We start from the raw sequence: 17,782 nt of genomic DNA, 5'->3' as shown, positions 1-17,782 counted from the left end.
CTTAGCCACCTCGACCGCCGACGACGCTGCGTCACGCCGGTTGCGGTTGGTCGCCGCACATTCCGTGGGCCGCTCAAACCCTCATGTGCGCCTGGTGTGTCGGTAGAACCGTTTCTGACTTCCCCAAGGGTTCTAACGACGCCTCACGCGTGCCCGGCGGTTCTCACGGCGCTTCCGCTGTGGGGTTTGTGGGCCAAAGGCGGTGGCGCGGAGACAGGAGCGGAAACAACACAACGGCCCCGCACTGAATCAGTGCGGGGCCGCTGTGAGTATCTCGAGGGGGTGACGGGAATCGAACCCGCGTAGCCAGTTTGGAAGACTGGGGCTCTACCATTGAGCTACACCCCCGGGGACACCGAAAGATTACACGAGCCGTTCGGTGCTCGCCAATTCGCCAGCGTCCAAGGGCCCATTCAGCGGCAGCACAGGCGGAATTTCAGCTCAGAGGCCTATGACACGATAGACTTTCACTTTGTTGGTGTGTCCACGGGCTATTTTTGTGCCCACGGAAGCCCATCAGAGCAACAAGATGCACCGATAACGGGGTGTAGCGCAGTGGCTAGCGCGCCTGCTTTGGGAGCAGGAGATCGCAGGTTCGAGTCCTGTCACCCCGACGTCTGAGCGCCCACCCGTCATATGGCGGGGGAGCGCTCGTTGACCGACCGGGCCAAACCTGGCCCGTGAGAACTGTTCATCCACGACCCCAGGAGTACAACGGAAGTGAAGAGCGCCGTCGAGAAACTCAACCCCACCGAGGCGAAGATCACCGTTGAGATCCCTTACGCCGATCTCAAGCCGTTTGTCGCAGAGACGTACAAGCAGCTGGCCGATCAGATTCAGATCCCCGGATTCCGCAAGGGTAAGGTCCCCTCGAAGCTCATCGACCAGCGCGTTGGCTTCGACTTCGTGATCGAGAACGCCCTGAACGAGGGCCTCAACGACTTCTACCAGCAGGCACTCGCCGAGAACGAGCTGACCCCGCTGTCCCAGCCGCAGGTTGAGGTTCTGGCCAAGCCGGAATCCGACAACCGCGAAGCTGACACCAAGGTCGAGATCAACGTGGCCATCCGCCCCGAGATCGAGCTGCCCGACTACAAGGGTCTCAAGGTCGAGGTCGAGGCCCGCGAGGCATCCGCCGAGGACGAGCAGAAGGCCCTGGACGAGCTGCGCGCTCGTTTCGGCACCCTCAAGTCCGTGGACCGCCCCGCAGCCGAGGGTGACCACGTGACCCTGGACCTGCAGGCCCTGGTCGACGGTGAAGAAGTTGACGCCGCCAACGACCTCTCCTACGAGGTGGGCTCCGGAACCATGCTCGAGGGCATGGACGAGGCCGTAACCGGTCTCTCCGCAGATGAGGACGCCACCTTCGAGACCAAGCTGGCCGGCGGCGAGCACTCCGGTGCTGACGCCACCGTCAAGGTCAAGGTCACCGCTGTCAAGGAGCGCGAGCTGCCCGAGGCCGACGACGAGTTCGCTCAGTTGGCTTCCGAGTTCGACACCATTGACGAGCTCAAGGAAGACCTCAAGAAGCAGGCTGCAGAGTCCGCCGTGGTCGAGCAGGGCATCGAGGCTCGTGACAAGGTCCTGGACAAGCTCATCGAGCTCATCGAGGTTCCGGTTCCCGAGAAGGTCATCGAGGATCAGCTGGCCCAGCACTTCGATTCCCCGGAGGCCCAGGCTTCCGCTGAGCCCGATCACGACACCGAAGAGCACCGTGCCGAGGTTCGCGCCAACGCCGAGACCGCTTTCCGCAACGAGATCATTCTCGATGCAGTTGCCGAGGCCGAAGAGGTCGGCGTGGAGCAGTCCGAGCTGATCGACTACATCATCAACATGTCCCAGCAGTACGGCATGGACCCCAACCAGTTCGCTCAGATGCTGGACGGCTCCGGCCAGGCCGGCATGATGGTGGGCGAGGTTCGCCGCCGTAAGGCACTGGCCAAGGTCCTCGAGTACGCCACGGTCACCGACTCCAAGGGCAACGAGGTGGACCTGTCCGCTTTCGTCGGCTCCGACGATGAAGAGGCCGCTGCCGAAGAGGCCGAGACCGAAGCCAAGTAGTTTCCTGACGCCCGCAATATTCGGGCGCAGAGTGGCTCATCACGACGCCGCAGGGAGCCTTCCACGCGAAGGTTGCCTGCGGCGTCGTCGTGCGTCCTGGACCATGCGCCAGCAGCGAACAATGGGCCTGTGCCCGCGAAACGGCGCGGGTACGCTACTACGCTGCTGAGACAGAAAGTGTTCATGGGTTGCTGTGCGCCCGGCGCGCGCGACCCGCCCAGAAGAAAGAGGCATTCCATGACCTCCACTCCCATCCAGCCGTACGGTGCCGCACCGGTCACTCCGCGCATGGAGGACCGGGCGATGGGCGGTCAGGACGACTACGTCTACAACCGTCTGCTCAAGGAACGCATCATCTGGCTCGGGTCCGAGGTGCGTGACACCAACGCCAACCTGATCTGCTCGCAGATGCTGTTGCTCTCTGCCGAGGATCCCGAGGCGGACATCTTCCTGTACATCAACTCCCCGGGTGGCTCCGTCACCGCGGGCATGGCCATTTACGACACCATGCAGTTGATCCCCAATGACGTGGTGACCGTGGCCACCGGCCTGGCAGCATCCATGGGACAGTTCCTGTTGTCCTCCGGCACCAAGGGCAAGCGCTACGCGACCCCCAACGCCCGCATCCTCATGCACCAGCCTCCGGCGGCATGGGCGGCACCGCATCCGACATCCGCGTGCAGGCCGAGCTCATCCTGTCCATGAAGAAGCGCCTGGCGGAGTTGACCGCCGAGCAGACCGGTCAGGATCTCGAGACCATCCTTCGCGACAACGACCGCGACAACTGGTTCGACGCCGAACGCGCCCTGGAATACGGATTCTTCGACCACATCGCGCAGTCCGCCGGCAACGTGACCGGTGGCGGCGGAACCATGCGGGAATCCAAGTAACCAGCCGTAGCTGTCACGAACCACTTCAAGAATTTCAGGACGGACCAATGAATTTGCCTCACGCCACTGCACCGCAGTTGCCCACCAGCCGCTACGTGATTCCGGATTTCGAAGAGCGTACGCCCTACGGCTACCGCCGTCAGAACCCGTACACCAAGCTGTTCGAAGACCGCATCATCTTCCTGGGTGTTCAGGTGGACGACACCTCCGCTGACGACATCATGTCGCAGCTGCTGGTGCTCGAGTCCCAGGACCCGGACCGCGACATCACCATGTACATCAACTCCCCGGGCGGATCGTTCACGGCCATGACGGCCATTTACGACACCATGCAGTACATCCGCCCCGAGATCCAGACCGTGTGCCTGGGCCAGGCCGCGTCCGCAGCATCCGTGTTGCTGGCCGGTGGCACCCCGGGCAAGCGGTTGGCTCTGCCCAACGCTCGCGTGCTGATCCACCAGCCCGCCATGGAGGGTCAGGGCGGCGGTCAGGCCTCGGACATCGAGATCCAGGCCAACGAGATCATGCGCATGCGTACCTGGTTGGAAGAGACCATGGCGTTGCACACCAACAAGTCCGCCGAGGAGATCAACCGCGACATCGAGCGCGACAAGATCCTCACGGCCAAGGACGCGCTGGAGTACGGCATCATCGACCAGGTGTTGGAATCTCGTAAGATCAACAAGCCTGTCACTGTCACCCAGTAAAACTGAGTAGGCTGAGCGGCGTCGCGGGAGAGTTTTCTCCGGCGACGCCGCTGCGCGTCATGTACCGGTGTCGAGCTTTGGTGCACCTTCCGCCCTCACCTAAAGTGGTGTCGAGGGCAAACGTCTAGATGAACTGTGAGGATTAGCTATGGCGCGCATCGGAGAGAGCGTTGACCTGCTCAAATGCTCCTTCTGCGGTAAGAGCCAGAAGCAGGTGCGCAAGCTCATTGCGGGGCCTCGCGTATACATCTGCGACGAGTGCATCGAACTGTGCAACGAGATTATTGAGGAAGAGCTCACCGAGGTCGAAGAAACCGACCAGATGGAACTTCCGCGCCCGCAGCAGATCCACGATCACCTGCAGGAATACGTGATCGGCCAGGACACCGCCAAGCGCGCACTGTCCGTGGCCGTGTACAACCATTACAAGCGCATCCGCGCAGGGGTCTCCGGACAAACTCTGTCGATTGCCGGTTCTGACGGCGGCGAAGAAGACATCGAAGTGGCCAAGTCCAACATTCTGTTGGTGGGCCCCACCGGCTCCGGCAAGACCTATCTGGCACAGTCCCTCGCGCGTAAGCTGGACGTGCCGTTCGCCGTGGCCGATGCCACTTCGCTCACCGAGGCCGGATATGTAGGTGAAGACGTTGAAAATATTCTCCTCAAACTCATCCAAGCTGCCGATTTCGATATCAAGAAAGCGGAGCAAGGGATTATTTACATCGACGAGATCGACAAGATTTCTCGTAAATCTGAGAACCCCTCGATCACGCGGGACGTATCGGGTGAAGGGGTCCAGCAAGCGCTCCTGAAGATCCTTGAGGGAACCGTGGCATCGGTTCCCCCGCAGGGCGGGCGTAAGCACCCCCAGCAGGAGTTCCTGCACATCGACACCACCAACGTGCTGTTCATCGTGGCCGGCGCCTTCGCTGGCCTGGACGAGATCGTGCAGCAGCGCACGGGCAAGAAGGGCATCGGTTTCGGTGCCGCCATCCGCGACACCGCCGATGTCGATCTCACCGGTCAGGTGCGCCCGGAGGATCTGCTGAAGTTCGGCCTGATCCCGGAGTTCATCGGCCGCCTCCCGGTCGTGACCACGCTGTCCAAGCTGTCGGTCTCGGACATGGTCCGGATCCTGACCGAACCCAAGAACTCGTTGGTCAAGCAGTACCGCAAGCTCTTCCAGCTCGACGGCGTGGAGCTCACCTTCGACCCGCAGGCCCTGGAAGCCATTGCCGAACTAGCGATCGAGCGTGGCACGGGTGCCCGCGGCCTGCGCGCCATCCTGGAAGACATCCTCATGCCGGTCATGTTCGACCTGCCCAGCCGTGACGACGTCGCGGCGGTGCTGGTCACCGCGGATTCCGTGGCGAAACTGAGCGACCCCGAGGTCTTCACGCACGAGATGATCGAAGCGGAGCGGCGTCGTCACAAGTCCGCGTGACACGTGAGCACCCCCTGAAAGCAACGCACCCGCCTGTCGAAAGGTAACCGTATGTCTGAGAAGCAGCACGTCGATTTTTGGTTCGATCCGTTGTGCCCGTGGGCCTGGATGACCTCCCGATGGATGGAAGAAGTCACCAAAATCCGCGACGTCGAGGTCAACTGGCGCATCATCTCGCTGGGCATCCTCAACGAGAACAACCCGGACAACCACCACCACGGACATGTCGAGTCCATGTGGATGGTGCGCGTGATCGAGGCGGCTGCCGAGAAGTACGGCGACGAGTACTACAAGAAGCTCTACGACGCCATGGGCACCCGCCGTCACCCGGGCGGCATGAAAGACGAGCTGGAGATCATCAAGGAGTCCCTCGCCGAGGTCGGCCTGCCCGCAGAGCTCGCCGACGCCAAGGATTCCGAGGATTACGACGCCGCGATCCGCACGTCTACCGAGGCCGCTCAGGCAGTCGCGGGCCAGGACATCGGCACCCCGTGCATCGCGGTGAACGGTGTGGGCTTCTTCGGCCCCGTGTTCACCCCGGCACCCAAGGGTGAGGAAGCCGGAAAGGTCTGGGACGGTGCACTCGCACTGGCTTCGTACCCCGGCTTCTACGAGATCAAGCGCGGCCGCGAAAAGGGTCCCGACTTCAGCTGAAGTTCCCTCTGCTGGTGTGAAAGCCGTGGACGCTGTGAAGGCCTGACGGCAGCCAGGCCCGAAACGGCACTTTCACGGACCAGGATGTTGGCCTCGAATTCCTTCGCAGTCATGACAAGGGCGGGCACCCCCTAGGGGGTGCCGCCCTTGTCATGTGAGCGTGACTACACCTCGACCGCGGCCTCCAGCTGCACGTCGCTGACGGTCAGTTCTCCGTCAGCATCCGTGAGCGTGAGGTCCGCGGCGTTACCGGCGGCCTTGAGATCGTCCAGGCCAGCGCGCAGTTGCTCGAGCTGGGCCGCAGGACCGGAGACCGTGGCGGAGGTGACGGCCGTGCGCTGCTTGACCTTGGCCTCGGACTTGGACTTACGCAGACCGGACAGGGCCTCACCCACCACGGTCAGCACCTCAGGATCACCCTGCTGAGCCAGGCCGGCGAAACCGTCGGTCACGGGCCATGAGGCACGGTGTACCGAACCGGAGCGCCACCAGGACCAGACCTCTTCGGTCGCGAAGGGGATGAACGGTGCGAACAGGCGCAGCATGGTGTCCAGCGTGGTGGCCAGGGCCGCGTGCACGGACGCCTGAGCCTCTTCACCGCGCGAACCGTAGGCGCGGTCCTTGACCAGCTCCACGTAGTCGTCGGTGAAGGTCCAGAAGAAGGACTCGATCAGCTGCAGTGCACGCGCGTACTCGTACTCCTGGAACGCGGTGGTCGCACGGGTGACCACGTCCGCCAGCTGTGCCAGCAGAGAACGATCCAGGCCGTTGATGACCACGGACTCATCCGTGCCGGAACCCAGCACGGAAGCCTCGGTGACGCCCTGCGCCAACACGAACTTGGACGCGTTGAGCAGCTTGATCGCCAAACGGCGGCCGATCTTCATCTGGCCCTCGTCGTAGGCGGTGTCCGCGCCCAAACGGGCCGACGCCGCCCAGTAACGGACCGCATCCGAACCGTACTTCTCGAGCACGTCGGTCGGAACCACCACGTTGCCCTTGGACTTGGACATCTTCTTGCGGTCCGGGTCCAAGATCCAGCCGGACAGCGCCGTGTGCTTCCACGGAACGGTCTGCGCGAGGGTCTCGGCGCGCACCACGGTCGAGAACAGCCAGGTGCGGATGATGTCGTGTCCCTGCGGGCGCAGATCCATGGGGAACGTGTTGGCGTGCAACTTCTCGTCCACGGACCAACCGGTCGCGATCTGCGGGGTCAGCGACGAGGTGGCCCAGGTGTCCAGGACGTCCGGGTCCGCCATGAAGCCGCCGGGCTGATCGCGCTGCTCCTCGGTGTAGCCGGGAGCCACATCTGCCGTGGGATCCACGGGCAGCTGGTCCTCGGCGGGCAGCACCGGGTTGTCGTAATCGGGCTCGCCGGACTCGTCCAGCGGGTACCAGACCGGGAACGGCACACCGAAGAAACGCTGGCGGGAGATCAACCAGTCACCGTTGAGGCCCTCGATCCAGTTCTCGTACCGAGAGCGCATGAAGGTGGGGTGCCACGAGATCTCGCGGCCGCGTTCGATGAGGGCTTCGCGGCGCTCCGCGTCACGACCACCGTTGCGGATGTACCACTGACGGGAGGTCACGACTTCGAGGGGCTTGTCGCCCTTCTCGTAGAAGTTCACCGGGTGCATGATCTTCTTGGGCTCGCCCTCCAGATCACCGGAGGCCTCGAGCAGTTCCACCACGGCCTTCTGCGCGGAGAACACGGTCTTGCCGGCGACCTGCGCGTAGTTCTCGGCCGGGCGCCGTCGGCGATCCACTCTGGCTGCTCCGCGAGGAAGCGGCCGTCGCGACCGATCAACGCGCGCGTGGGCAGGTTGAGCTCGCGCCACCAGGTGACGTCGGTGAGGTCACCGAACGTACAGATCATGGCGATACCCGAACCCTTGTCCGGCTTGGCGAGAGGGTGGGCCTTGACCTCGACCTCCACGTCGAACAGGGGAGAGCGCACGGTGTCCCGAACAGCGGCTGGTAGCGCTCGTCGTCCGGGTGGGCCACCAGGGCCACGCACGCGGGCAGCAGTTCGGGGCGGGTGGTCTCGATGAAGACCTTCTCGCCGTCCGGGCGGTGGAAGGACACGCGGTGGTAGGCGCCTTCGCGCTCGCGGTCCTCGAGCTCGGCCTGAGCCACGGCGGTGCGGAAGGTGACGTCCCACATGGTGGGGGCCTCGGCCATATAGGCGTTCCCGGCTTGGTAGTCCTTCAGGAACGCGAGCTGGGAGACCTTGCGTGAGTGCGCGTCGATGGTGCGGTAGGTACGGTTCCAGTCCACGGACAGGCCCAGCGTGGAGAAGAGGTGCTCGAAGACCTTTTCGTCCTCCACGGCGAGTTCTTCACACAGCTCGATGAAATTCTGGCGCGAGACCACGTCCCAGTCGCGCTGGTTCTTGGCCGGCTTCTCCGGGGGACGGTAACCCTCGATGTAGGGCTTGCCGGGTTCGCAGCGCACGCCGTAGTAGTTCTGCACGCGGCGCTCGGTGGGCAGGCCGTTGTCATCCCAACCGAGCGGGTAGAACACGTTCTTGCCGCTCATCCGCTGGTAGCGGGCGATCACGTCCGTCTGCGTGTAGGAGAACATGTGTCCCACGTGCAGGGAGCCGGAGGCCGTGGGAGGGGGAGTGTCGATCGAGTAGACAGACTCACGAGTGGTGTCCTCGTCGAAGGCGTAGGTGCCGTTCTCGCGCCACTGCGCGGAGTACTTGTCCTCCAGACCCTCCAGGGCCGGCTTGTCGGGAACGTTCACCGCGGTGGTGGACGCAGCGCTGTCACTGAAATTGGGCGTGTCTGTACCCTCAAGATTTTGTGCCATGTGCCCCAGTCTCTCATGCAATCCGGGCGCACCAGGCCTAGCGTGGGGTCATGGCACAGTTGCAGATCAAGCACGTTCGTGAGGACAGGTCCCCGGACGACGGCGCTCGCATCCTGGTCGACAGATTGTGGCCTCGCGGGGTGAGCAAGGACCACGCCGCCCTGGATCACTGGTTCAAGGAGCTTGCACCCACCAACGAGCTCCGAAAGTGGTTCGGCCACGATCCTGAGAAGTTCGAGGAGTTCACGGACCGCTACCGGAAGGCCCTGGACGAGGACGCGTCCGGGGAAGTCGCCGAGCTTGAGAAAGTGCTGCGTGACGTGGACAAAGCGACCCTGCTCTACGACGCCCACGACCAGGAGCACAATAACGCCGTGGTGTTGCTGGGCTGGCTGAGGGACCATCGCAGCAGCTTCTGAAACATACTAATCAAGTTTGATTAGGTATTTATCTTTGAATAATAAGTTGGCTACGGTTGTGAGTATGACTCAGAACACAGACACCGCGTACGAAAACCCCAAGCCCGTAGGCAATGGCAAGGTTGCCGTGGTGACCGGCGCCTCGACCGGTATCGGTGAGGCCGCTGTGGAACGACTGCGCAACAGTGGTTGGACCGTCTACGCCGTCGCACGCCGTGCGGACCGTCTCGAGGACCTCGCACAGCGCACCGGCGCCATTGCTGCCCCGACTGACATCACCGACCCGGCTCAGGTTGATGCCCTGCGCGACAAGGTGCTCTCCGAACAGAAAACCGTGGATGCGGTACTCAACATTTCCGGTGGTGCCCGCGGCACCGACAAGATTCTTGACGCCAAGGATGAGGACTGGGACTGGATGTTCCAGGTCAACGTGATGGGCACCCTGCGCGTGACCCGCGCGTTCCTGCCCACGCTGCGCGAGAACGGTGAAGGCACCGTGGTCAACCTGACCTCGCTGGCCGCTTTCCGCGCCTACGAGGGTGGTGCCGGCTACAACGCCGCCAAGTACGCGGAGCGGTCCATGACCGAAGCCCTGCGCTTGGAAGAGGCCGAGCACAACGTGCGCGTGGTCGAGGTGGCACCGGGACTGGTGCACACTCCCGAGTTCTCCCTCATGCGTCTCGGTGGCGACCAGGAAGCCGCGGACAAGGTCTACGCCGGCGTGGAGAAGCCCCTCACGGGCGCTGACGTGGCGGAGGTGCTCGCGTTCGCCGTGGAGCTGCCGCACCACGTGAACATCGACACGCTCACCGTGAAGCCGGTCGCCCAGGCCGCCATTCACAAGATGATCCGCAAGGAATCCTGACACTCGTAGAGTGCTGAGCGGGCCCTGCCGAAAAAATTTTCGGTGGGGCCCGTGTCATCTTGTCAGACCCCACTCGAATAAATTAGGTTAGCCTAACCTGATCTAATTGGACTGTTCGAGGAGCACAGTGCCCGCATCTTCACACTCTGCCCACACGCCCGCCGTGACCCGACGCCGCCTGCTCGGCTCCGGTCTGGCGCTCGCCTCGCTCGTTGGCCTGGCCGCGTGTTCCACCGGTTCACGCGGTGGGGACGGCGAGAACACCGGCGGCGCAGCGGCGCAGTCGAGTGCCACCGACAGCTTCCCCGTGGAGGTCAAGCACGCACTGGGCACCACCACAATGGACGCCGAACCCCAGCGCGTGGTGACCATCGGTGGCAGCAACAACCAGGATTTCGTGGCTGCGCTGGGTGTGGTGCCCGTGGGCGTGGCCACAGTGGCCTGGGGTGGTAACGCCAACGGTTCGACTGACTGGTTCGACCAGGCTGTGACCGACCTGGGCGGCGAGAAGCCCCAACAGTTCGATGAGGCGGACGGCACCAACTTCACCGCCGTGGCCGAGCTGACCCCGGACCTGATCGTGGCCGTGAACTCCGGTATTACGCAGGAGGACTACGAGCGCCTCTCCAAGATCGCCCCCGTGGTCGCCTATCCCACGGCCCGTGGGTGAGTTCGTGGCAGGACCAGCAGCGCGCGGTGGCCAAGGCGCTGGGCCGTTCCCAGGCGGGGGAGGATCTCGTCAAGGAGACCGAGGAGCTCATCAAGCAGCGCGGTGAGGATTTGGGCGATGCCGCGGGTAAGACCTTCATTTACGGCGACACCACGCAGAAGCTCGGCTTCTACGGCCCGGGTGACTCGCGTCCTCGGTTCTTCGAAGCGCTCGGGCTGGAACTGGCGCCGGTGGTCAAGGACAACGTGACCGAGGACGAGTTCTGGCGCGAGTGGCCCGAGGAGCGCGCGGATGAACTGAAGAGCGACCTCTACATCAGTGTGGCGGAGGATCAAGCGGCCGCTGAGAAGTTCAAGAACGATCCCATGCTGCGCACCATTCCCGCGGTCGCCGAGGGCCACTCGATCTTCACGACCAACAAAACGGATGTGGTTTCCACGCTGGCGCCCTCGCCGCTGTCGTTGCCGCACGCTGTGGACGTCTACGTTCCGGCGGTTCGCGAGGCCCTGGGGTCGCAGTCCTCGTGAGCGTCAGTGCTACCCGGACCGGTGCGACACCCCGCACGGTCACGGCACGGACCCGGCAGTTGTCGTGGCCGGTCCTGCTCGGCTGCTACTGGTGGCGCTCGCGGTGTCCGTGGCCGTGGGGACCCGCCCGGTGGACCTGTCCGTCACGTGGTCGGTGCTGCCGCACGCCGTGACGGGGGATATCCAGTCGGTCTCCGGAGTACCCGCGCTCGACGCCGCCGTGGTCGAGTCCCGTGTATGGCGCACCGCGGCCGGCGTGCTCACGGGCGCGGCGCTCGCCGTTGCCGGAGCGCTCCTGCAGGGTGCCACGCGCAATCCGCTGGGTGATCCCGGAATCCTGGGACTCACCGCGGGTGCGGCGTGCGCGTGGTCACGGGTGCCGTGCTGGGCGGCCTCGTTTCGCCCGGTTCTCAGTTGTGGCTGGCGGCCCTCGGTTCCGCGGTAGCCATGCTGCTCGTGTATGGGCTGGCCACGGCGGCCAAGGGTGGCGCCCGTCCCGTAACCCTCGCGCTGACGGGTGCCGCGATCTCCGCCGGTCTGGGAGCACTCACGAGCGCCATGCTGCTCACCGACCAGGCAACCTTCAACTCGTTCCGCACCTGGCAGGTGGGTGACCTCTCCCGACCCGACGGCACGTTCTTACTCTTGGCCGCACCCGTGATCCTGGTGGGTCTGCTCCTGGCGTGGCCGCTCGGCGGTTCCCTGGACACCCTCAGCCTGGGTGACGCACTGGGCCGCGGACTGGGCACGCACCCGGCCCTGATTCGACTGCTTGCCGGTGTGGCCGTGGTGCTGCTCGCGGGCACCGCCACGGCGTTGGCCGGACCGCTCGTGTTCTGCGGCCTACTCATGCCCCACGCCGTGCGCGCGTTCGTGGGGGTGTCCTACCGCCGCGTGATTCCCGCGTGCATGCTGGCCGGTCCCGTGGTGGTCCTGCTCGCGGACACCGTGGCGCGCGTGCTCTGCCGGATCGTGAACTGCAGGTGGGCATCGCACTGGTGATCATCGGTGCGCCCGCTCTGGTGGCCATCGTGCGACGCAAGGGAGTGGTGACCGCGTGAGCCAGACAATGACCACCCGTCCCGTGGCCGCCCAGCCCGCACCGGCCACGGTTGAAAAGGTCCACGACGGACGACGCCGCACTCACCGCAAACTGCGCAGGGTCACCTTGGTGTTGTGCCTGGCTCTGCTGATCTGTTCTTTCGCTCGCATCGCCCTGGGCAAGTACGTGGTGGCGGTTCCCGACCTGATGTCGGTGCTCGCCGGAAGTTACGACGGCCCCGCCAACTACATCGTCTGGGATGTGACCCTGCCGCGTACCGTGCTGGGGATCCTCACGGGCATTTGCTTCGGACTCGGCGGACACCTCTTCCAACGGGTGCTGCGTAACCCGTTGGCCTCCCCGGACATCATGGGCGTCTCCTTCGGAGCGGGTTTGGCCGCGGTCGTGGCCATTACTTTGGTTGGCCTGTCCGGCGCTGCCGTAACGGTCAGTTCCTTGGCCGGCGCATTCGTACTGATGGCGGCCGTGATCCTGGCCGCCGGTGGAACGCGAGCGAACATCGGTCGCCTGGTGCTCACCGGTGTCGCCGCCGGGTCCCTGACCACGGCGGGCATCAACGGCGTGCTCACACGCTCCGATATCTACGCAGCCCAGGACGCACTGCAGTGGCTGACCGGTTCGTTGAATTCCGCGCGCTGGAGCGACATCGCCCTCGTGGGAATTTCGCTGCTCGTTCTGCTGCCGCTGTGCGCACTGTTGGCACCCTCCGTGGATGCCATGGGCACCGGCGATCAACTGGCCTCCGGGCTCGGTGTCCGTGTGCTCCCGGTGCGGCTGACCGCGCTGGCGCTCGCCGTGGTGTTCGTGGCCGTGGCCGCGTCCGTGGTGGGACCGGTCGCCTTCGTCGCATTCATGGCGGCGCCCATTGCCCGGGGCCTCACCGGCGGTGCCGGCCTGGCCCACCACGCGGCCCTCGTGGGGGCATTGCTGATGGTCGTTTCCGACTACATCGCCGCCGAGGCCCTGCCCGGGATCGCCCTGCCCGTGGGCGTGGTCACCGCGGCCGCCGGCGCACCCGTCCTGTTGTGGCTGTTGATCGGTCGCGGAAAGGCTGAATCATGAAACTCTCCGAGCGCTCATCGATCGACGCGCAGGAATCGGCCGAAAGGACATCTTTGACGACGCCGCCCACCCCCTCCGTCGCGCACGGCACGTCCCCGACAGGGGAGTCCTCACTGCAGATCCGAAACCTCACGGCGGACTACGGAGCCGGTCCTGTACTGAGCGAGATCTCCCTGGACATCCCTCGCGGTGCCATCACGGTGCTGGTCGGAGCCAACGGCTGCGGTAAATCCACGCTGCTCAAAACCATTGCGCGTCAGCTCAAGCCCACCCACGGCGAGGTCCTGCTGGACGGCGAGGACACCGGAACGTGGTCCCGTACCCGGTTCGCCCGGCGCGTCGGGTTCCTCCCGCAGGATCCGGTGGCTCCTGAAGGCGTCACCGTGCTGGATCTGATCTCCCGGGGGCGTCACCCGCACCGTGGTGCGTTCGGGCGTTGGCGTCCCAGCGATGACCAGGCCGTGGCGGAGGCCGTGGAACTGACGGGGTTGGAGAGTTATCTGGACCGGCAGGTCACCGAACTCTCGGGTGGTCAACGGCAGCGAGTCTGGATCGCGCTGGCACTCGCCCAGCAGACGGACGTGCTGCTTCTCGACGAACCCACCACGTACCTGGACATCGCCCACCAGGTAGAGGTCCTGGACATCCTGGCGGATCTGCAACGGCAACGCGGAATCACCCTGGTCATGGTGCTGCACGAACTGAACATGGCCGCGAGGTACGCGGACCAACTGGTGGCCATCAAAGATGGAACGGTTCTGGCCTCCGGGACCGCCGAGCAAGTCATGACCGATCACACGGTCAGCGAGGTCTTCGGGATGCCCGCCCGGGTCCTGCACGATCCCGAATCCGACGCCCGACTGGTGGTTCCGTTGCGAACTCGCCGCGCGGCGTCGTCGACACCCGAGACCCACGAACCGAACGCAACCGAGAAAGGGACGAATGACTGACATCCAAGCCGTCATGACCTGCGTGACCCGCACCGAGATGGTGGGGGAGCACCTGGTGCGAGTGAGCGTGGCAGGGGACGAACTCTGGACCTGCCGTGGGGCCAGGCGGGCCCCGGGCCGCGGGCGGACGCCTATTTCAAGGTGCTGATCCCCGCCCCGGGCCGTGAGCACGTACGCGTGGACACCTCGGACATGAGCGGCTGGCGGAAGGACTTCCTGTCGCGTCCCGAAACCGAGCGCGGCTGGATCCGCACCTACACCCTTCGTGATGCACGCGTGTTGACCGGTGGGCACGGGGACATGACCGAGGACGTCCCGGAGCTGGACATCGACGTGGTGGTGCACGAGGACGAAGAAGACGGGGGACTCGGTCCCGGCGCACGGTGGGGTTCCGAGCTGGCCCCCGGGGACACGGTGCAGCTGCTGGTGCCCTCGGACACCGGTACGTGGTGGGCCGGTTGGGACGAGCACCGCGCGCTGAACAATCAGGTGGTCATCGCAGGCGACGAAACCGCGCTGCCCGCCGCGGCCGCCATTGTCGACTGCGTGGACCAATCCGTCTCACTGAGGAACGACTCCCCACATGAGACCGGCGCTCCGCAATCGCTGCACGTGCCGTGGAGGTCCCCACCGAGGGCGATGCAACCCTGCCCGCCGGACCCGCGGCACTGTCTCGCGGAGTGGAACGTGACGGCGAGACTCGTGTCACGCTCAATAGCGGCACCGAGCTGACCTGGACGTGGCTGGCCCGCGGGGAAACCGCCGCCCGGAACGAGCGTCTGGAGTCCTGGTTGTGGCTACAACTGGAGGGCCAGGAAGGAACTGCGCGCCACGCGGCGGCGTCGTCGGCCGAGGATCGCGAGGAGGACACCGGGGACTTCGTGTGGGCCACCGCGGACGCTGCGGGACAGGGTCCGTACTGGTTCTTGGCCGCAGAATCTTCCGCCGTGAAATCCTTGCGACGCATGTGTGTGTCACACGGGGTTCAGAAAACTGACATATCGTTCATGGGGTACTGGAAACGGGGACGCGCCACGGAGTAACCGCTGTCCGGCGGGATGTGATGCGCGCTGCCCTCGGCGTCGACGCATCGGAAGGTGACAGTGAACGGCCCACTCAGCAAGGACCTGTCTGCGCGGTCCGTGCGTGTTCGCATCCTGTCCACGATGCTCGCGTTCATGGCCGGCGGACTGCTCATCGCGGGTTTCGTCAGCTATTACGTGCAGTTCACCGTCCTGGAGGACCGCGTGAACGCGGAACTGTTGCAAGAAGTGGACGAGTTCCAGCGAATTGCCGAGCTGCGCCAGTCGGACGTGGGCGAGGACGAAAGTACCGAAGACTTGATGCGCGCTGCGATCCAGAGCGCGGTGCCTGGTGAGCACGAAGCCTTCTTGGCCTTCCTCGACGACAGGCCCCAGTTCAAACCCCAAGAACAAGCGTTCGAACTTGGCCAGCCCGACACTGTCGAGCAAATACTCGCCGCCCATGAACCAGGGCAGACAATTTTTACCGACGTCATCGTGGACGGTGAGGCTGTCCCGGCCGCCATCGCCTCCGTGGAGCTCTACAGCGACGAGACCCCCGGCACCTTCGTGGCCGCCAACAAGATCCAGAGCCAGCGCGAGCAGATCTGGATCTCGGCGATCACCTACACCGTGGTCAGTCTCGCCACGTTGTTGGCTTCCGCGCTGGTTGGCCTGGTGGTGACGGGCAAGCTCATGCGCCCCATCGGAGACCTGCGCGATGCGACGCGAGAAATCACCATCTACGATCTGGAACGCCGCGTTCCCGACCCGGGCACCCGGGACGATGTCGCGGCGCTCGCCCAGAACTTCAACCGCATGCTCGAGCGCATCCAGGAGGGCTACGCGCACCAGCGGCAGTTCATGTCCGATGTCTCGCACGAGCTGCGCACACCCCTGACCATTGTTCGGGGCACGCTGGAAACCACCGATCCGGAGGATCCCGCGGACGTCACCGAAGGACACGAGATCGCCCTGGACGAACTGGACCGCATGAACAACCTGGTGACGGACCTGTCCACCCTGGCCAAGACCGGGCGTCCGGACTTCGTGAAGTTCAAGGACGTCAATATGGCAGAGTTCGCCCGCACAGCCTTCTCACGCATCGAACACCTGGGACCGCGGGAGTGGCTGCTCGATTCCGGTACGGACGTGGTGGCCCAGGCGGACGAGGATCGGCTGACCCAGGCCGTGGTGCAGCTGGCGGCCAATGCCGTGCGCTACAGCGAACCGGACACGAAGATCGAGCTGAAGATCCAGCACATGACCCTGTCCGGTCAATCCATGATCATGGTGGGTGTCCGGGACGAAGGCATCGGCATTGCCGGGGCGGATCAGGCCCGGATCTTCGAACGCTTCGCCCGAGTCTCCGAGAGCGGCGGTGAATCCGGTTCCGGTCTGGGGCTGGCCATCGTCAAGGCCATTGCGGAGGCTCACGGAGGTTCCGTGAGCCTCACGTCCAGGCCGGGCCACGGGTCCACGTTCACCATGATTTTCCCGCAGGACAATACCCACGTGACCGATCCCAAGGAGCGCTGACATGCGAATTCTGATTGCCGAGGACGAGCCCCGGATCTCGCGTTTCGTGGCCCGCGGCCTCAAGGCGCACGGCTACACACCCACCGTGGTGGAGGACGGCATCACCGCGCTCGACTACGCGAGCAGCGGCGAGTTCGATCTGTTGGTGCTGGACGTGGGTCTCCCGCGCATGGACGGCTTCGCGGTGCTGCGGGCATTGCGGGATATGGGCACGGATATCCCCGTACTCATGTGCACCGCTCGCGATTCTGTCGAGGACACCGTGCACGGACTCGAGGGCGGCGCGGATGATTACCTGGCCAAGCCCTTCCGCTTCGAAGAACTGCTGGCCCGGATCAAACTGCGCGCCCGCGAACGCAACGGCGGCACCACCACGCAGCCCACGCAGGAGATCCGCGAATTCGGGGATCTCACGTTGAATCTCCGGACCCGTGTGGCAACGGTGGGCACCGGGGCGCAGAAGCGTGAAGTCGAGCTGTCCAGTCGCGAGTACGCACTGTTGTCTCTGTTCCTGGAACACCCCAACCAAGTGCTGACCCAGGAGATCATCCTGTCCCGCGTGTGGGGCTACGACTACGACGGCGCGTCCAACGTGGTGGTGGTCTACTTGCGCTACCTGCGCAAGAAGATGGGTGCCGACCGGTTCATCACCGTGCGCGGGGCGGGCTACAAGCTGGTGGATCCGCACGAATCATAGGTCTACGTGCCTGAATCAGGCCGATTATGAGAGTTTCCTCATATCCGGTTCACGGTGGTTTCATCGACTCGCATCAGACTTGAAGCATGAAAACGCTTCGGAACGCCGCAATCCTCACGGCACTTGGGGCAACGGCCACCGCCATCGTCATCATGCCCATGGACTCCAACGAGGCCACCTCCGTTCCCGGCGTTGTGGTGACCCACAGACCGCGCCAGCGCCTCACCCACCGAGGGCGCGAGCAAGAGCGCTGCGCCGTCGGCCTCGCCGTCCGACACGGCCACACCGGGCCGTTCCGACAAGGCCGATAAGGCCGCCGAGGACAAGAAGAAGGACGACGACGCCGCCCGCGCGCCTGAGGATGCCGAACCCGCCCAGGCTCCGGCCCCCGCCGCCCC

At 64.6% G+C, this 17,782-nt stretch carries 14 protein-coding genes, 2 tRNA genes and 4 pseudogenes; 17 read left to right on the top strand and 3 right to left on the bottom strand.

Features of this window, described 5'->3' with window-relative positions:
- Positions 1 to 277 precede the first annotated feature (277 nt).
- Positions 278 to 348 (bottom strand) — tRNA-Gly (locus YO9_RS0104830).
- Between the two features lie 193 nt (positions 349 to 541).
- Between YO9_RS0104830 and YO9_RS0104825 the strand changes: the two genes are divergently transcribed.
- The 6 genes and pseudogenes from YO9_RS0104825 to YO9_RS0104800 all read left to right on the top strand — a co-directional run bounded on the left by YO9_RS0104825 (position 542) and on the right by YO9_RS0104800 (position 5,756).
- A tRNA-Pro gene (locus YO9_RS0104825) sits at positions 542 to 614 on the top strand.
- Between the two features lie 106 nt (positions 615 to 720).
- Positions 721 to 2,061 (top strand): trigger factor, encoded by a 1,341-nt coding sequence (gene tig / locus YO9_RS0104820; RefSeq protein ID WP_016996482.1) that lies wholly within the window; start codon positions 721 to 723, stop codon positions 2,059 to 2,061.
- 288 nt (positions 2,062 to 2,349) lie between these two features.
- Positions 2,350 to 2,951, top strand: a pseudogene (locus YO9_RS0104815) (ATP-dependent Clp protease proteolytic subunit).
- A gap of 47 nt (positions 2,952 to 2,998) precedes the next feature.
- Positions 2,999 to 3,658: an ATP-dependent Clp protease proteolytic subunit gene (locus YO9_RS0104810; protein ID WP_016996481.1), complete on the top strand. Its 660-nt coding sequence runs from the start codon at positions 2,999 to 3,001 to the stop codon at positions 3,656 to 3,658.
- Positions 3,659 to 3,806: 148 nt separating this feature from the next.
- Positions 3,807 to 5,102, top strand: a complete 1,296-nt coding sequence (gene clpX, locus YO9_RS0104805; RefSeq protein WP_016996480.1) for an ATP-dependent Clp protease ATP-binding subunit ClpX — start codon at positions 3,807 to 3,809, stop codon at positions 5,100 to 5,102.
- Positions 5,103 to 5,153: 51 nt separating this feature from the next.
- Positions 5,154 to 5,756, top strand: a complete 603-nt coding sequence (locus tag YO9_RS0104800; RefSeq protein WP_016996479.1) for a mycothiol-dependent nitroreductase Rv2466c family protein — start codon at positions 5,154 to 5,156, stop codon at positions 5,754 to 5,756.
- A gap of 164 nt (positions 5,757 to 5,920) precedes the next feature.
- Here the strand turns inward: YO9_RS0104800 and valS are convergent.
- Positions 5,921 to 8,570, bottom strand: a pseudogene (gene valS, locus YO9_RS0104795) (valine--tRNA ligase).
- 50 nt (positions 8,571 to 8,620) lie between these two features.
- Between valS and YO9_RS0104790 the strand changes: the two are divergent.
- The 11 genes and pseudogenes from YO9_RS0104790 to YO9_RS0104750 all read left to right on the top strand — a co-directional run bounded on the left by YO9_RS0104790 (position 8,621) and on the right by YO9_RS0104750 (position 17,384).
- On the top strand, positions 8,621 to 8,989 hold the full coding sequence (locus tag YO9_RS0104790) for a DUF488 domain-containing protein (protein WP_016996478.1): 369 nt from the start codon (positions 8,621 to 8,623) through the stop codon (positions 8,987 to 8,989).
- Positions 8,990 to 9,053: 64 nt separating this feature from the next.
- Positions 9,054 to 9,854, top strand: a complete 801-nt coding sequence (locus tag YO9_RS0104785) for an SDR family oxidoreductase (RefSeq protein WP_016996476.1) — start codon at positions 9,054 to 9,056, stop codon at positions 9,852 to 9,854.
- Positions 9,855 to 9,981: 127 nt separating this feature from the next.
- Positions 9,982 to 10,524, top strand: a complete 543-nt coding sequence (locus YO9_RS16870; protein WP_223286114.1) for an ABC transporter substrate-binding protein — start codon at positions 9,982 to 9,984, stop codon at positions 10,522 to 10,524.
- The gene (locus YO9_RS16865; protein ID WP_223286113.1) at positions 10,521 to 11,051 is read left to right on the top strand and encodes a TroA family protein; all 531 of its coding nucleotides are present in this window, start codon (positions 10,521 to 10,523) and stop codon (positions 11,049 to 11,051) included. The genes YO9_RS16870 and YO9_RS16865 overlap by 4 nt, the downstream gene beginning before the upstream one ends.
- A pseudogene (locus YO9_RS21375) lies at positions 10,951 to 12,053 on the top strand (FecCD family ABC transporter permease). Before YO9_RS16865 ends, YO9_RS21375 begins: the two are co-directional and overlap by 101 nt.
- A gap of 55 nt (positions 12,054 to 12,108) precedes the next feature.
- Positions 12,109 to 13,176, top strand: a complete 1,068-nt coding sequence (locus YO9_RS0104770) for a FecCD family ABC transporter permease (RefSeq protein WP_223286112.1) — start codon at positions 12,109 to 12,111, stop codon at positions 13,174 to 13,176.
- Entirely contained in the window at positions 13,173 to 14,126 is a 954-nt protein-coding gene (locus YO9_RS0104765; protein WP_016996474.1) for an ABC transporter ATP-binding protein, read from the top strand. The genes YO9_RS0104770 and YO9_RS0104765 overlap by 4 nt, the downstream gene beginning before the upstream one ends.
- Positions 14,127 to 14,267: 141 nt before the next feature.
- Entirely contained in the window at positions 14,268 to 14,858 is a 591-nt protein-coding gene (locus YO9_RS16860; protein ID WP_016996473.1) for a siderophore-interacting protein, read from the top strand.
- Positions 14,807 to 15,169, top strand: a complete 363-nt coding sequence (locus tag YO9_RS16855; RefSeq protein WP_016996472.1) for an SIP domain-containing protein — start codon at positions 14,807 to 14,809, stop codon at positions 15,167 to 15,169. Before YO9_RS16860 ends, YO9_RS16855 begins: the two co-directional genes overlap by 52 nt.
- Before the next feature lie 60 nt (positions 15,170 to 15,229).
- Positions 15,230 to 16,687, top strand: a complete 1,458-nt coding sequence (locus tag YO9_RS0104755) for a sensor histidine kinase (RefSeq protein WP_016996471.1) — start codon at positions 15,230 to 15,232, stop codon at positions 16,685 to 16,687.
- A 1-nt stretch (position 16,688) separates the two neighbouring features.
- Entirely contained in the window at positions 16,689 to 17,384 is a 696-nt protein-coding gene (locus tag YO9_RS0104750) for a response regulator transcription factor (protein ID WP_016996470.1), read from the top strand.
- Positions 17,385 to 17,422: 38 nt separating this feature from the next.
- Here YO9_RS0104750 and YO9_RS16850 read toward each other — a convergent pair.
- Positions 17,423 to 17,782: pseudogene (locus YO9_RS16850) on the bottom strand (hypothetical protein); the annotation flags it as partial.

This window comes from Kocuria atrinae C3-8 (assembly GCF_000286355.1).
Classification (GTDB): Bacteria; Actinomycetota; Actinomycetes; order Actinomycetales; family Micrococcaceae; genus Kocuria; species Kocuria atrinae_A.
This window is presented reverse-complemented; position numbering and strand designations above follow the sequence as displayed.

What these genes read in the sequence shown, in the direction of transcription:
- YO9_RS0104810 (WP_016996481.1), top strand. Translation starts at nt 2,999, where the DNA reads ATGAATTTGCCTCACGCCACTGCACCGCAGTTGCCCACCAGCCGCTAC.
- clpX (WP_016996480.1), top strand. Translation starts at nt 3,807, where the DNA reads ATGGCGCGCATCGGAGAGAGCGTTGACCTGCTCAAATGCTCCTTCTGC.
- YO9_RS0104800 (WP_016996479.1), top strand. Translation starts at nt 5,154, where the DNA reads ATGTCTGAGAAGCAGCACGTCGATTTTTGGTTCGATCCGTTGTGCCCG.
- YO9_RS0104790 (WP_016996478.1), top strand. Translation starts at nt 8,621, where the DNA reads ATGGCACAGTTGCAGATCAAGCACGTTCGTGAGGACAGGTCCCCGGAC.
- YO9_RS0104785 (WP_016996476.1), top strand. Translation starts at nt 9,054, where the DNA reads ATGACTCAGAACACAGACACCGCGTACGAAAACCCCAAGCCCGTAGGC.
- YO9_RS0104765 (WP_016996474.1), top strand. Translation starts at nt 13,173, where the DNA reads ATGAAACTCTCCGAGCGCTCATCGATCGACGCGCAGGAATCGGCCGAA.
- YO9_RS0104750 (WP_016996470.1), top strand. Translation starts at nt 16,689, where the DNA reads ATGCGAATTCTGATTGCCGAGGACGAGCCCCGGATCTCGCGTTTCGTG.